Consider the following 13,740-nt stretch of genomic DNA (forward strand, 5'->3'; position numbering starts at 1 on the left):
CGTGAACCCCAATGGAGCACACAATGGCGAAGCCGCCTGCTCGCAAGCCGAAGAAGAAGGTTTGCGTCTTCTGCAAGGACAAGGTCAACTACGTTGACTACAAGGACACGAACCTGCTGCGGAAGTTCATCTCCGACCGCGGCAAGATCCGTGCCCGCCGGGTCACCGGCAACTGCACCCAGCACCAGCGTGACGTCGCCACGGCCGTGAAGAACAGCCGTGAGATGGCGCTGCTGCCCTACACCAGCACCGCGCGCTAAGAGAGGGTGACCGAACAATGAAGATCATCCTCACCCACGAGGTGCCGGGCCTGGGCTCGGCCGGCGAGGTCGTCGAGGTCAAGGACGGCTACGCCCGCAACTACCTGGTCCCGCGTGGCTACGCCATCCGCTGGACCAAGGGCGGCCAGAAGGACGTCGACGCCATCCGTCGCGCCCGCAAGATCCACGAGATCCAGACCCTCGAGGCCGCCAACGAGGTCAAGGGCAAGCTGGAGGGCGTCCAGGTCAAGCTGGCCGTTCGCTCCGGTGACGCCGGCCGTCTGTTCGGCTCGGTGACCCAGGCCGACGTCGTCGAGGCCATCAAGGCCGCCGGCGGCCCGTCGGTCGACAAGCGCGCCGTCGCGATCGCCTCGCCGATCAAGACCGTGGGCACCCACAAGGTCTCGGTCAAGCTGCACTCGGACGTCCAGGCCAACCTGGACATCGCCGTCGTCGCCGCCTGAGCCACGACCACGCCTCGGTAGCGTCAGCTCCGTAGCAGTGGCCCGAGGGCCGGTCCCCCTTCCCGGGGGGCCGGCCCTCGGGCGTGCTCGGGCGGCGCCGCTCAGCCCCGCTCAGTCCCGCTCAGTCCCGCTCGGCCCCCGCTCAGCTCCGTACGGCGCCGGTGACCAGCCACCGGCCGCCGCGGGCCCGCCAGGCCAGGAAGCCGCCGCGGACCAGCATGAAGAGGTTCATCGCCCACCAGAGCCCGGCCAGCCCGGTGCCGCTGGCCGGCACGGCGAGCGCGGCGGGGGCGAAGACCGCCAGGGTGGCGAGCATCGCCCAGGCCAGGAACGGGCCGTCCCCGGCGCCCATCAGCACGCCGTCCAGGACGTAGACCAGGCCGGAGACCGGCTGGCAGAGCGCGAGCAGCAGCAGGACGGTGTTCAGCTGGTGCTGCACCACCGGGTCCGGGGTGAACAGCGGCACGTACAGCGGCCGGGCGACCACCACCAGCGCGCCCAGCACCACCCCGGCGCCGATGCCCCACTCGATCATCCGCCGGGTGGCGGCCCTGGTGCCCGGGACGTCCCCGGCGCCCAGGTAGCGGCCGATGATGGCCTGGCCGGCGATCGCGATGGCGTCCAGGGCGAAGGCGATGAACATGAAGACCGTCATGGCGATCTGGTGCGCGGCGATCTCGTCGTCGCCGAGCCCGGCGGCCACCGCGGTGGCGATCATCAGCACACCGCGCAGGCTCAGGGTGCGGACCATCAGCGGCCCGCCGGCCCGGGCACTCGCCCGTATCCCGGCCGGGTCCGGCCGCAGCGAGGCCCGCTCCCGGCGGGCGCCGCGGACCACCACGTACACGTAGACGGCGGCCATGCCGGTCTGGGCGATGACGGTGCCCCAGGCCGAGCCGGCCACCCCGAGCCCGGCGCCGTACACCAGGCCGAGGTTCAGCCCGAGGTTGGCGGCGAACCCGGCGACGGCCACGTACAGCGGCGTCCGGGTGTCCTGGAGGCCGCGCAGCACACCGGTGGCGGCCATCACCATGAGGATCGCCGGGATGCCGAGCGCGCTGATCCGCAGGTACGTCACGGCGTACGGGGCGGCCGTCGGCGAGGCGCCGAGCGCGTCGGCCAGCCACGGGGCGAGCAGCAGGGTCAGCGCGACCACCCCGACGGAGAGCGCCAGCGCCAGCCAGATGCCGTCGATGCCCTGCTGGATCGCGGCCCGGCGGTCCCCGGCGCCGATCCGGCGGGCGACCGCGGCGGTGGTGGCGTAGGCGAGGAAGACGAAGACCCCGGTCGCGGTGGTGAGCGCCGCCGAGGCGACGCCGACGCCGGCCAGCTGGGCGGTGCCGAGGTGGCCCACGATCGCCGAGTCGGCCATCAGGAAGAGCGGCTCGGCGACCAGGGCGCCGAAGGCGGGGACGGCGAGGGCGAGGATCTCCCGGTCGTGCCGGCGGCGGTCGGTGGTGAGGGTCATGGGAACCAGGCTACTCATCCACAGGTAAGTGATGCCATGCCATGACACCACTTACTCGCACGAGCGAACGACCGGGCCGTCCATGTGTGTGTCCACCGCCACCCGGCTCCGTGTGAAGAATTTCTCATGCACAGGCCCGGGACGGGGGAAGCGCAGGTCAGCGGGTTGACGGTGGATCGATGGTCTGGTTATCCACAGGGCTTTCCACAGGGGCGTCCACAGGTTTGCGGCAGTTCTCCACAGTCGTGGGCCGCTCGTCCACACCCCCTGTGGATAACCGCCTTGGCTGAAGGCCGTCCGGCGCCTTAGCGTGGGCCCTCCGTCCGACACTCCCACCCGCCTCGGCGTCCGATTTGTCGGTGCGGTGGCATAGAAAATGCGATGGCGCGGAGTCGGGTTCCGCACCGTCCCAGCCACCGGCAAGGCCCGCTCCAACTCGCACCACTCGCTGATCGGGGAACACGCGTGACCGGCCCCCAGTACGACGACCACGACGCTCCGCCGCCGGAGGACGACTGGCAGGGCGCCGACGACCCCTTCCCGGTCGGCGCCTTCGCCGACGCCCCGTTCCCGGACGGCCCCGGCGACCGGCTGCCGGTCTCCCGCGGCCGCGGTGGCGGCCAGGGCCAGGGCGGCGGCTTCCAGAAGGGCGGCAAGGGCGGCCAGGGCGGTTCCGGCGGCTTCCAGCGGGACGGCGGCAAGCGGCGCCAGGGCGGCGACGACGAGCGCGGCGAGGGCGGCCTGGACGGCTTCGAGCGCGTCCCCCCGCAGGACCTCGCGGCCGAGCAGTCCGTCCTCGGCGGCATGCTGCTCTCCAAGGACGCCATCGCCGACGTGGTCGAGGTGCTCAAGCCGGCCGACTACTACCGGCCCGCGCACGAGCTGATCCACGGCGCGATCCTCGACCTGTACGCGCGCGGCGAGCCCGCCGACCCGATCACCGTGGCCGGCGAGCTGACCAAGCGCGGCGAGCTCCAGCGCGTCGGCGGCCCCGGCTACCTGCACACCCTGGTCAACTCCGTCCCCACCGCCGCCAACGCCGAGTACTACGCGCAGATCGTGCACGAGCGCGCGGTGCTGCGCCGGCTGGTCGAGGCCGGCACCCGGATCGCCGGCATGGGCTACGCCGCCGAGGGCGACGTCGACGAGATCGTCAACGCGGCCCAGGCGGAGATCTACGCCGTCACCGAGCAGCGCACCAACGAGGACTACGCGCCGCTCGCCGACATCATGGAGGGCGCCCTCGACGAGATCGAGTCGATCGGCTCCCGCAACGGCCAGATGTCCGGAGTCCCGACCGGCTTCGCCGACTTCGACGCGCTCACCAACGGCCTGCACCCCGGCCAGATGATCGTCATCGCGGCCCGTCCCGCGATGGGCAAGTCCACTCTGGCGCTGGACTTCGCCCGGGCCTGCTCGATCCACAACAAGCTGCCGAGCGTGATCTTCTCGCTCGAAATGGGCCGCAACGAGATCGCCATGCGCCTGCTCTCCGCCGAGGCCCGGGTGGCGCTGCACCACATGCGCTCCGGCTCCATGACGGACGACGACTGGACCCGGGTGGCCCGCCGGATGCCGGACGTCAGCGAGGCGCCGCTGTTCATCGACGACTCCCCGAACCTGTCGATGATGGAGATCCGCGCCAAGTGCCGCCGGCTCAAGCAGCGCAACGACATCAAGCTGATCGTCATCGACTACCTCCAGCTGATGCAGTCCGGCGGCTCCCGCCGGGCCGAGAACCGCCAGCAGGAGGTCTCCGACATGTCGCGAAACCTGAAGCTGCTGGCCAAGGAGCTGGAGGTGCCGGTGATCGCGCTCTCCCAGCTGAACCGTGGTCCCGAGCAGCGCACCGACAAGCGCCCGATGGTCTCCGACCTGCGTGAGTCCGGCTCGATCGAGCAGGACGCCGACATGGTCATCCTGCTCCACCGCGAGGACGCCTACGAGAAGGAGTCCCCGCGCGCGGGCGAGGCCGACCTCATCGTCGCCAAGCACCGTAACGGCCCCACCGCCACCATCACCGTGGCCTTCCAGGGCCACTACTCCCGCTTCGTCGACATGACCCGGGACTAGGGTCCGCCGCTTCCGCGCGGCCGTCAGAGCGTGACGGTCGCCCGGAAGACGGTGGCGCCGGGGCCGGCCAGGCGGGTCGGCGTACCGGTGGCGGGCAGGAAGACGGACTCGCCGCGGGCGAGGTCCAGGACGGTGCCGTCGGCGGCGGTCAGCCGGGCCGCGCCGGCGGTGCAGAGCACGATCTGCGGCGCGCGGCCGTCCAGCCCGCGCTCCCGGCCGTCCAGGACGAACCGGGAGAGCCGGAACTCGTCGATCGGCACGGGGTACAGCTCCTCGCCGGGCGTCCCCTCGACGGTGACCGGCAGCAGCGGCTCCGGCGAGCAGGCGGCGAACTCCACCACCCTGAGCAGTTCGGGCACGTCGATGTGCTTGGGGGTGAGGCCCGCCCGCAGCACGTTGTCCGAGTTGGCCTGGAGCTCGACGCAGAGGCCGTGCAGATAGGCGTGCGGGACGCCGGCGCCCAGGTAGAGCGCCTCGCCGGCGCGCAGCAGGACGTGGTTGAGCAGCAGCCCGGCGATCAGCCCGACGTCCCCGGGGAAGTCCCGGGCGATCCGGGTGTACGGCGCGTACGGCCCGTCCGGGTCCTCGGCGGCGGCCTTGCCGACCGCCTCGGCGGTGTCCCGGACGGCCGCCGCGGCCTCGGGGCCGGACAGCGTGAGGACGGCGGCCAGCGCGCGGCTGAGCGCCTCGGACTCGTCCTCGGCGCCCAGCAGGACGATCACCGGCTCCAGCGCGGGCACCCCGAGACCGGCCAGCAGCGCGGCCGCCTCGGCGGGCCGGCGGAAGCCGCAGAGGCCGTCGAAGTCGCCCAGCGCGCAGATGAGTTCGGGCTTGTGGTTGGCGTCCCGGTAGTTCCGGTGCGGGGCGTCCAGCGGGATCCCCAGGGCGTTCTCGGCGGCGTACCCGGCGCGGGCCTGGTCGAGCGAGGGATGCGCCTGGATGGAGATCGGGATGCCCGGGGCGAGGATCTTGAGCAGGAAGGGCAGGGCGGGGCCGAACCGGGCCACCGAGGCGGCGCCCAGCTCGCCCTCGGGGTCGGCGGCGATCAGCTCGTCCAGCCGGCGCGGCCCGTCGCCCCGGTCCGCCCGGGAGGGGTCCCCGGGGTGCGCGCCCATCCACAGCTCGGCCTGCGGTTCGCCGGTCGGCTCCTGCCCGAGCAGTGCGGGGAGCGCGGTGACCGAACCCCAGGCGTACGGGCGGACGGTGTTGACGAGCTTGTCCATGGGCGCTGTCCTGCTCCTTGCTGCAGTGGCTGGTGGGCCTCGCCGCCGTCAGGCGGCCGCGGGCGGGGGCGGACGGGTTCGGGCATCCGGGCAAAGGCCGGGCATCGACCCTAGCCGACCTGCACCTCCGCCGGGGAAACGGCGGGCGCCGGCCGGGAGTGCCTCGGGAGGAAGGTCGGTCCGAGGGCGCGGTAGTAGGATGCCAGGACCCAGTGTTTTCCACGGTGTCGTCCGGGCCGGCGGGGTGCCGGCCGGGACTGTGTCTTCCGATGAGTGCGGGCAATGGTGACCGGCACGTCCCGCCACCGGCCGAGAGGTTAGTACGTGACCGTCAACCAGCAGGGTTTTGCCGATCTCGGCCGGGTGCTGGTGATCATCCCCACCTACAACGAGGCGGAGAACGTCGAGCGCATCGTCGGCCGGGTGCGTACCGCCGTCCCCGAGGTGCACGTCCTCGTCGCCGACGACAACAGCCCGGACGGGACCGGCGAGCTGGCCGACAAGCTGGCCGCCGAGGACCCCCAGGTGCACGTGATGCACCGCAAGGGCAAGGAGGGGCTGGGCGCGGCCTACCTGGCCGGCTTCCGCTGGGGCATCGACGAGGGCTACGACGTGCTCGTCGAGATGGACGCCGACGGCTCCCACCGCCCCGAGGAGCTGGGCCGGCTGCTCACCGCGCTGCGCGGCGCCGACCTGGTGCTGGGCTCGCGCTGGGTCCCCGGCGGCCGGGTGGTGAACTGGCCGAAGTCCCGGCTGCTGCTCTCGCGCGGCGGCTCGACCTACTCGCGGCTGATGCTGGGCGTGCCGATCCGGGACGTCACCGGCGGCTACCGGGCGTTCCGCAAGGAGACCCTGCTCGGCCTGGGCATGGACCAGGTCGCCTCGGCCGGCTACTGCTTCCAGGTCGACCTGGCCTGGCGGACGGTGAAGGCCGGCTTCAAGGTCGCCGAGGTGCCGATCACGTTCGTCGAGCGGGAGCTGGGTGCGTCCAAGATGAGCAAGAACATCGTCGCCGAGGCGCTCTGGCGGGTCACCGCCTGGGGCGTCGCCGACCGCGTCGGCAAGCTGACCGGCCGCAAGGGCTGACCTCCACCGCGCTGCGTCACCGCCCGGACACGTGATCGGGAAGGCGCGCCCCCGCCGGGCGCGCCTTCCGTGTTTTCCGCGCGCCGTGCTCCCATGCTGTAGGGCGCGGAACCGCCGAACCAGAGGGAGCAGCCAGTGACGTCGTCGCCGTCCGAGGAGTCCGAGGAGCACGCCGGCGCGGACCCGGTCGACGCGGCGCCCGCCGCCGGGGCGCCGGTCCGGCCGCTGGAGGTCGACGTCTTCACCGGCCCCGAGTCGGCCTTCTTCGCCACCTCCACGCTGATCCTCGGCGAGCACACCGCGATCCTGGTCGACGCCCAGCTCACCCGCAGCGCCGGCCGCGAGCTGGCCGAGTGGGTGGCGGGCAAGGGCCGCCGGCTGCTCGCCATCGTGATCACCCACCAGCACCCCGACCACTACTTCGGTGCCGAGGAGGTGCTGCGGCTGTTCCCCGAGGCGCAGCTGCTGGCCGCGCCGCCGGTGGTCGACGGCATCCTGCGCACCGCCGCCGCGAAGGTCGCCCAGTGGAAGCCGGTGTTCGGCGACGACATCCCGGACCACCCGTTGGTCCCGGCCCCGCTGCTGCCGCAGCCGCTGATGATCGACCGCCAGGTGATCCCGGTGCTGCTGCTCGGGCAGGGCGACTGCGGCGGTTCCACGGTGGTGCACGTACCGAGCGTCCGCACCGTGGTGGCCGGCGACTTCGCGTACAACGGCACCCACGTCTGGACCGCCGACACGACGCCGGAGCAGCGCACCGAGTGGGTCCGCAACCTGGGCCGGATCGCCGAGCTGGGCGTGGACCGGGTGATCGCCGGGCACCGGGCGCCCGACCAGGGCCACGACGCGGGCCGGGTGCTGGCGTTCACGGGGGAGTACCTGCAGGACTTCGACCGGCTGCTGGCCGAGCACCCGGACGACGCGGAGGCGCTGGTCGCGGCGGTGAACCAGCGGTACGGGGAGCTGACGCTGCCGGCCTTGCTGGAGCTGAGCGCCGCCGCCAACACCGCCGCCGCCACCACCGACACCGTCGAGGCATCGGACGCGGGGCCGGCCGACGCGGACAACGCCACCGACGACGCGGACAACGCCGCCGACGAGGCGGCCGCCGGTCCGGAGCCCGGGGCGGGCGGGGCCACCGCCTGACTCCCGCGGCGGATACTTGGCGGCATGACGCCGTACGACGTGATCGTCCCGGCCGGGGGCGCCGCCCGGCGGCTCGGCGGGGCCGACAAGCCCGGCCTGACCGTCGGTGGGACCACCCTGCTGGACCGGGTGCTCGCCGCCTGCGCGGGCGCCCGGACCACGGTGGTGGTCGGACCCGCCCGGCCCACCGCCAGGACCGGGATCCGGTGGACCCGCGAGCGCCCGCCCGGCGGCGGGCCGGTGGCCGCCGTCGCCGCCGGCCTCGCCGAGGTGACCGCCGACCTGGTGCTGCTGTTCGCCGCCGACCTGCCGTTCCTCGACCGGCGGACCGTGCGGCGACTGGTCACCGCCCTCGACGGGGCCGGTCCGGACACCGCGGCGGCCGTCCTGGTCGACGCCGCCGGCCACGACCAGCCGCTCGCCGCCGCCTACCGCACCGCCGCCCTGCGTGCCGCCCTGGCCGCAGCCGGCGACCCCGCCGGGCTCCCGCTGCGCCGGCTGACCGGCTCCCTGCCGACCCTCCGGCTGGCCGACACCGACGACGTCGGTCACGACTGCGACACCTGGGAGGACCTGGAACGGGCCCGCGAGCGCGACGGCGCCCGGGACTGAATCCGCGCCCGGCCGGCCCGCTCACGGCGGCCGCACCACGACGTGAGCGAAACGACGCGCGCCGCTCACCGGACAAACATCCCGGAGAAACCGCCGATCGGGCAGCATGTTCGCATGGAGCGCACGCTGGATGACTGGATCGCCGAGGTCCGTGCCGAGCTGGACATCGACCTGGACGTCGATGTCCGAGGCCTGCTCGACCTGGCCCGGGTGGTCGCGCACGGGGTGGACCGGCCGGCCGCCCCGCTGACCGCCTTCCTGATCGGCTACGCCGCCGCGCGGCGCGGCGGCGGCCCGGAGGCGGTCGCCGAGGCGTCCCGGCGCACCGCCGCGCTCGCCGAGCGCTGGGCGGCGGCCCGGGCCGACGACACGGGGCAGCCGTGAGGGTGATGGCGGAGCGCGCCGCGCCCGCCCCGGTCGGCCCGGTCCGCTGGGCGGAGGCCCGGGAGGCCGCCCGCCGGGCCGGCCGCCCCGCGCTGCCGCCGCTGAGCCTGCCGCTGGACGGCGCGCTCGGCCGCACCCTGGCCGAACCGCTCACCGCGCTCACCGACCTGCCGGCCTTCGACACCTCGGCGATGGACGGCTGGGCGGTCGCCGGCCCCGGCCCGTGGCGGGTGACCGGCCGGCTGCTCGCCGGGCGCCCCGCCGACGGCCCGCTGGCCGACGGCGCCGCCGTCGAGATCGCCACCGGCGCCCAACTGCCGCCCGGCGCCACCGCCGTGCTCCGCCGGGAGCACGGCGAGCCGGGCGGAGCGCTGCTGTCCGAGCGCACCCCCGGCGCGCTCACCACCGGCCAGGACGTCCGGCCGCGCGGCCAGGAGTGCCGGCGCGGCGAGGCGCTGCTGCCGGCCGGCACCGTGGTCGGCCCGGCGGTGCTCGGCCTGGCCGCCGCCTGTGGCCACGACCGGCTGGCCGTCCGCCGCGCCCCGGTGGTGGAGCTGCTGGTGCTCGGCGACGAACTGCTCGGCTCCGGTCTGCCCGGGCCCGGCCTGGTCCGGGACGCGCTCGGCCCGCTGCTGCCGCCGTGGCTGCGCGCGGCCGGTGCCGAGACCGGCGAACCGCGCGCCGTCCGCGACGACTTCGGCCTGCTCCTGGACGCCCTGCGGCACTCCGCCGCCGAGGTGGTGGTCACCACCGGCGGAACGGCGGCCGGCCCGGTGGACTTCCTGCACCGGGCGCTCGCCGAAGCCGGCGCCCGGCTGCTGGTGGACGGGGTCGCCGTCCGCCCCGGCCACCCGATGCTGCTGGCCGAACTCCCCGACGGGCGGCACCTGGTGGGCCTGCCCGGCAACCCGCTGGCCGCGGTCGCCGGCACCGTGACGCTCGCCCTGCCGCTGCTGCACGCGCTGGCCGGCCGGGGCGACGGCGAGCCGGTGCTGGCCGTCGCCGACCGACCGCTGCCCGGCCACCCGGCCGACACCCGGCTGCTGCCGGTCCGCCGGACCGCCCGCGGGGTGGTCCGGCTTCCCCACGCCGGCCCGGCGATGCTCCGCGGCCTGGCCCTGGCCGAGGCGCTCGCGGTGGTGCCGCCGGGCGGCGCGGCGGCCGGTGACGAGATCGAACTGCTGGAGGCCCCGTGAGTGTCCGACGCGTCCGCGAGCGGCTGTCCGGACCGGTCACCCCCGGCACCGAGCCCTGGGCCGACTCCGGGATCGTGCTGCCCGCCCGCCGCACCGCCCCGGCGGTGCGGCAGGTCGGCTCCCGGCTGCTGCTGGCGCTGGCCGTCCTGGTGGCCACCACGGTGATCGTCTGGCTGGACCGCGACGGCTACAACGACAACGCCGGCGGCGGGCTCAGCTTCCTGGACTCGGCGTACTACGCCACCGTGACGCTCTCCACCACCGGGTACGGGGACATCACCCCGTTCAGCGACAGCGCCCGGCTCACCAACATCTTCGTGGTCACTCCGCTGCGGGTGCTCTTCCTGATCATCCTGGTCGGCACCACCCTCGAAGTGCTCACCGAACGCACCCGTCAGCAGTGGCGGTTGAACCGCTGGAGGTCCACCGTGCGCGAGCACACCGTCGTGATCGGCTTCGGCACCAAGGGCCGCAGCGCCATCGACACCCTGCTCGGGCAGGGGGCTCGCAAGGACGAGATCGTGGTGGTCGACCCGCAGCGCAAGGTGGTCGACCAGGCCGCCCAGCAGGGTCTGGTCGGCGTGGTCGGCGACGCCACCCGGACCGACACCCTGCTGCGCGCCGGACTGCCCACCGCCGCCCGGGTGGTGGTCGCGCCGGAGCGCGACGACACCGCCGCGCTGATCACCCTGACCGCCCGCCAGCTGACCCGCTCGGCGACCATCGTGGCGGCGGTGCGGGAGGACGAGAACGCCCCGCTGCTGCGGCAGAGCGGTGCCGACGTGGTGGTCACCAGCTCCAGCTCGGCGGGCCGGCTGCTCGGCATGTCGATGCTCAGCCCGCACGCCGGCGCGGTGATGGAGGACCTGCTCACCTACGGCAACGGCCTGGACGTGGTCGAGCGCCCGGTCACCCGGGCCGAGGCCGGGCACAACCCGCGCGAACTCGACGACCTGGTGGTGGCGGTGGTGCGCGGCCGGCGGGTGATCAACTACACCGAGGAGGAGGCGCAGACGCTCCAGCTCACCGACCGGGTGATCGTCATCAAGTCGGCGGAAGGCGCGTAGGGTTCCTGGCATGACCGGTCAACCGCAGCTCCCGTTCGGCACGTTCGACTTCTCCGCCCCCGCGCTGGAGGTGGCCGACCGGCTGGTCGCCCCGGTGGCCGACGCGCTGAAGAACTGGGACGACCGGGAGGCCGCCCGGTCCGTGCTGTACGTCGAGACCGATCCGGAGAAGGCCGACACCGCGGTCTTCTGCGAGACCTACGGCGTGCCGCTCGACGCCTCGGCGAACTGCGTGGTGGTCGCCGCCAAGCGCGGTGGGGAGACCACCCTGGCCGCCTGCCTGGCGCTGGCCACCACCCGGGTCGACGTCAACCGGACGGTCCGCAAGCACCTGGAGGCCCGCAAGGCCTCGTTCGCGCCGATGGACACCGCCGTCGAGGCGACCGGCATGGAGTACGGCGGCATCACCCCGGTCGGCCTGCCGGCCGGCTGGCCGCTGCTGGTCGACGAGGCGGTGGCCGCGGCCCCGTTCGTCCTGGTCGGCAGCGGGCGGCGGCGGGGCAAGCTGATCCTGCCGGGCCGGGTGGCGGCCGCGCTGCCCGGCGCCGTCCTGCTCCCCGACCTGGCCGGCTGACGGGGCGGGTCGCCCGCCCGCCGGGCGGGCGGCGCGCAGTAGCGTCGGGCCATGCATGCGATGACGATTCCTGAACCCGGCGGGCCCGAGGCGCTGGTCTGGGCGGAGGTGCCGGACCCGGTGCCCGGGGAGGGCGAGGTCCTGGTCGAGGTAGCCGCCACCGCCGTCAACCGCGCCGACCTGCTGCAGCGGCAGGGCTTCTACGACCCGCCGCCCGGCAGCCCGCGCTACCCCGGCCTGGAGTGCGCGGGCCGGATCGCCGCGCTGGGCCCCGGGGTGTCCGGCTGGGCGGTCGGCGACGAGGTCTGCGCGCTGCTGGTCGGCGGCGGCTACGCGGAGCGGGTCGCGGTGCCGGTCGGCCAGCTGCTGCCGGTGCCGGCGGGGCTGACCCCGGAGCAGGCCGCCGCGCTGCCCGAGGTGGTCTGCACGGTGTGGTCCAACGTCTTCCTCACCGCGCACCTGCGGCCGGGCGAGACGGTGCTGGTGCACGGCGGGGCCAGCGGCATCGGGACGATGGCGATCCAGCTGGCCAAGGCGGTCGGCGCCCGGGTGGCGGTGACCGCGGGCGGCCCGGAGAAGCTGGCCCGCTGCGCGGAGCTGGGCGCCGACGTGCTGATCGACTACCGGGCGCAGGACTTCGTCGAGGTGCTCCGGGAGGCCACCGGCGGCGCCGGGGCGGACGTGATCCTGGACATCATGGGCGCCAAGTACCTGCAGCGGAACGTGGACGCCCTGGCGGTCAACGGACGGCTGGTGATCATCGGGCTGCAGGGCGGGGTGAACGGTGAGCTGAACCTCAACACCCTGCTGCGCAAGCGCGGCGCGGTGATCGCGACCAATCTGCGCGGGCGGCCGCTGGCGGAGAAGTCGGCGATCGTGGCGGCGGTGCGCGAGCACGTCTGGCCGCTGGTCGCCTCCGGGGTGGTGAAGCCGGTGGTCGACCGGGTGCTGCCGCTGGCCGAGGCCGCCGAGGCGCACCGGGTACTGGAGTCCGGCGCGCAGGTCGGCAAGGTGGTGCTGCGGGCCTGAGCCCGCCGGCGGGCGGCGGCGCGGAGGCGTGGCGGCGGCGTGGCGGGGTGGCGGGTCGGTGGGATCCGTGCTCCGCCGGTCAGGTCCGCCCGACATGCCTGGAATGTCGGACTGTGTGAGTCTGGACGGGAGCTGTCCCGCCGCCGACCCCGCCCCGCGCGGTCGGCCGTCGCGGAAGGACCTCGACCGTGCCCGCACCTTCGTTCGCGTTCCTCGGGCCGCTGCCCGCAGCACCGCCGCCGTCCCCCTCCCGCCGTGCCGGGCGGTGTGCGCGCCGGCTGCTGGTGGTGGCGGCGCTCGGTCTCGCCGTGCCGCTGGCCGTCGCTCCGGCGGCGGTGGCCGCGTCGACCGGCCCGGCCGGTTCCCTCGGTACCGCTCCGGTGCCGGTGGTCTCGCCGGTGCCGGTCGTCCCGGCGGCTCCGTCGGCCGGGCCGTCCGCCCCGCCCGAGCCGTCCCCTTCCCCGGAGGCGTCCGCCGGGTCCTCCTCGGCCGCCGCCTCCAGCACGGCCACTGAGTCCACCATGTCCACCGCCTCCAGCACGTCCGCCACCTCCGCCACGTCCGCCACGTCCAGCATGTCCGGCGTCGTCGGCACGGCCGCCGCCGCGCCGGCGCCGCCCGGCGCGCCCGGGTGGCAGCGGACCGGGCACCTGCGCCCCGGCGTCTCCTGGGCCGGGTGGGAGCAGCGCCGGCAGCGGCACCGCCCCGCGTCGGCACCCGAGCAGACGCCGGAGCAGGCACCGGAGCGAGCACCTGAGCAGGCCCCCGGGCAGGCCGCCGAGCAGAGCCCGGAACAGCCGCCCGGGCGGACGCCGGAGCAGCCCGCCGACACCGGGACGGACCCCGCCGCGGACACCCGGGCCCCGGCCGGACCCGCCGACGACGCGGACGGCGCGGACGGCGGGACGCTGGCGCTCGGCCGCCCCGGGTCGCAGAGCGTGGCCGCCGGCCCCGTCCCCGTCGTCCTGCCCACCCGGTGGGACGACGCCTCCACCCGCCAGCTCCCGCTCGGCGCCGGCCTCGGCCTGATCGGCTGCGGACTGGGCCTGATCGGCCTCCGGCTGCGCCGCGGCTGACCGCGCGCCCCCGCGCGCGGGCCGGGCGGGGGCGGCGGCAGGCGACGGGCGCCGCGTCCACCGCCACCGGGGAGGCGGAGCG

General features: G+C 75.0%; 12 protein-coding genes and 1 pseudogene. 11 read left to right on the plus strand and 2 right to left on the minus strand.

Annotation, left to right across the window (positions count from 1 at the left end; translation table 11 throughout):
* Positions 1-23: 23 nt before the first annotated feature.
* A complete protein-coding gene (rpsR, locus tag ABTX81_RS11160) occupies positions 24-260 on the plus strand; it encodes a 30S ribosomal protein S18 (protein WP_030304537.1) in 237 nt (78 codons plus the stop codon).
* A gap of 17 nt (positions 261-277) precedes the next feature.
* Positions 278-724 (plus strand): 50S ribosomal protein L9, encoded by a 447-nt coding sequence (gene rplI / locus ABTX81_RS11165; protein WP_350543140.1) that lies wholly within the window; start codon positions 278-280, stop codon positions 722-724.
* A 142-nt stretch (positions 725-866) separates the two neighbouring features.
* Here rplI and ABTX81_RS11170 read toward each other — a convergent pair whose 3' ends face one another.
* The gene (locus ABTX81_RS11170; protein WP_350543142.1) at positions 867-2,192 is read right to left on the minus strand and encodes an MATE family efflux transporter; all 1,326 of its coding nucleotides are present in this window, start codon (positions 2,190-2,192) and stop codon (positions 867-869) included.
* 591 nt (positions 2,193-2,783) lie between these two features.
* Between ABTX81_RS11170 and dnaB the strand changes: the two genes are divergently transcribed.
* Complete coding sequence (gene dnaB, locus ABTX81_RS11175) at positions 2,784-4,265, plus strand: replicative DNA helicase (RefSeq protein WP_350543271.1); 1,482 nt, start codon at positions 2,784-2,786, stop codon at positions 4,263-4,265.
* Positions 4,266-4,288: 23 nt separating this feature from the next.
* Here dnaB and manA read toward each other — a convergent pair whose 3' ends face one another.
* Positions 4,289-5,488 carry a mannose-6-phosphate isomerase, class I gene (manA, locus tag ABTX81_RS11180; protein ID WP_350543144.1) on the minus strand — a complete coding sequence of 400 codons (1,200 nt, stop codon included), beginning with the start codon at positions 5,486-5,488 and terminating at the stop codon, positions 4,289-4,291.
* 324 nt (positions 5,489-5,812) lie between these two features.
* Here manA and ABTX81_RS11185 point away from each other — a divergent pair, with 324 nt between their 5' ends.
* The 8 genes and pseudogenes from ABTX81_RS11185 to ABTX81_RS11220 all read left to right on the plus strand — a co-directional run bounded on the left by ABTX81_RS11185 (position 5,813) and on the right by ABTX81_RS11220 (position 13,658).
* A complete protein-coding gene (locus ABTX81_RS11185; RefSeq protein ID WP_350543146.1) occupies positions 5,813-6,574 on the plus strand; it encodes a polyprenol monophosphomannose synthase in 762 nt (253 codons plus the stop codon).
* A gap of 135 nt (positions 6,575-6,709) precedes the next feature.
* Complete coding sequence (locus ABTX81_RS11190; protein WP_350543148.1) at positions 6,710-7,720, plus strand: MBL fold metallo-hydrolase; 1,011 nt, start codon at positions 6,710-6,712, stop codon at positions 7,718-7,720.
* A 24-nt stretch (positions 7,721-7,744) separates the two neighbouring features.
* Positions 7,745-8,716: pseudogene (locus tag ABTX81_RS11195) on the plus strand (NTP transferase domain-containing protein).
* Positions 8,717-8,721: 5 nt separating this feature from the next.
* Complete coding sequence (locus tag ABTX81_RS11200) at positions 8,722-9,912, plus strand: molybdopterin molybdotransferase MoeA (RefSeq protein ID WP_350543150.1); 1,191 nt, start codon at positions 8,722-8,724, stop codon at positions 9,910-9,912.
* Positions 9,913-9,935: 23 nt separating this feature from the next.
* On the plus strand, positions 9,936-10,979 hold the full coding sequence (locus tag ABTX81_RS11205) for a potassium channel family protein (protein WP_502892751.1): 1,044 nt from the start codon (positions 9,936-9,938) through the stop codon (positions 10,977-10,979).
* Positions 10,980-10,989: 10 nt separating this feature from the next.
* Positions 10,990-11,553, plus strand: a complete 564-nt coding sequence (locus ABTX81_RS11210; protein WP_350543152.1) for a YbaK/EbsC family protein — start codon at positions 10,990-10,992, stop codon at positions 11,551-11,553.
* Between the two features lie 51 nt (positions 11,554-11,604).
* The gene (locus tag ABTX81_RS11215; RefSeq protein WP_350543154.1) at positions 11,605-12,582 is read left to right on the plus strand and encodes an NAD(P)H-quinone oxidoreductase; all 978 of its coding nucleotides are present in this window, start codon (positions 11,605-11,607) and stop codon (positions 12,580-12,582) included.
* 188 nt (positions 12,583-12,770) lie between these two features.
* The gene (locus ABTX81_RS11220; RefSeq protein ID WP_350543156.1) at positions 12,771-13,658 is read left to right on the plus strand and encodes a hypothetical protein; all 888 of its coding nucleotides are present in this window, start codon (positions 12,771-12,773) and stop codon (positions 13,656-13,658) included.
* The last annotated feature ends 82 nt before the right edge of the window (positions 13,659-13,740 follow it).

Source organism: Kitasatospora sp. NPDC097605 (assembly GCF_040302725.1).
GTDB lineage: Bacteria > Actinomycetota > Actinomycetes > Streptomycetales > Streptomycetaceae > Kitasatospora.

Coding starts and splice junctions, on each gene's coding strand:
- ABTX81_RS11215 (WP_350543154.1), top strand. CDS start 11,605: ATGCATGCGATGACGATTCCTGAACCCGGCGGGCCCGAGGCGCTGGTC.
- ABTX81_RS11200 (WP_350543150.1), top strand. CDS start 8,722: ATGGCGGAGCGCGCCGCGCCCGCCCCGGTCGGCCCGGTCCGCTGGGCG.
- ABTX81_RS11210 (WP_350543152.1), top strand. CDS start 10,990: ATGACCGGTCAACCGCAGCTCCCGTTCGGCACGTTCGACTTCTCCGCC.
- ABTX81_RS11170 (WP_350543142.1), bottom strand. CDS start 2,192: ATGACCCTCACCACCGACCGCCGCCGGCACGACCGGGAGATCCTCGCC.
- rplI (WP_350543140.1), top strand. CDS start 278: ATGAAGATCATCCTCACCCACGAGGTGCCGGGCCTGGGCTCGGCCGGC.
- manA (WP_350543144.1), bottom strand. CDS start 5,488: ATGGACAAGCTCGTCAACACCGTCCGCCCGTACGCCTGGGGTTCGGTC.
- rpsR (WP_030304537.1), top strand. CDS start 24: ATGGCGAAGCCGCCTGCTCGCAAGCCGAAGAAGAAGGTTTGCGTCTTC.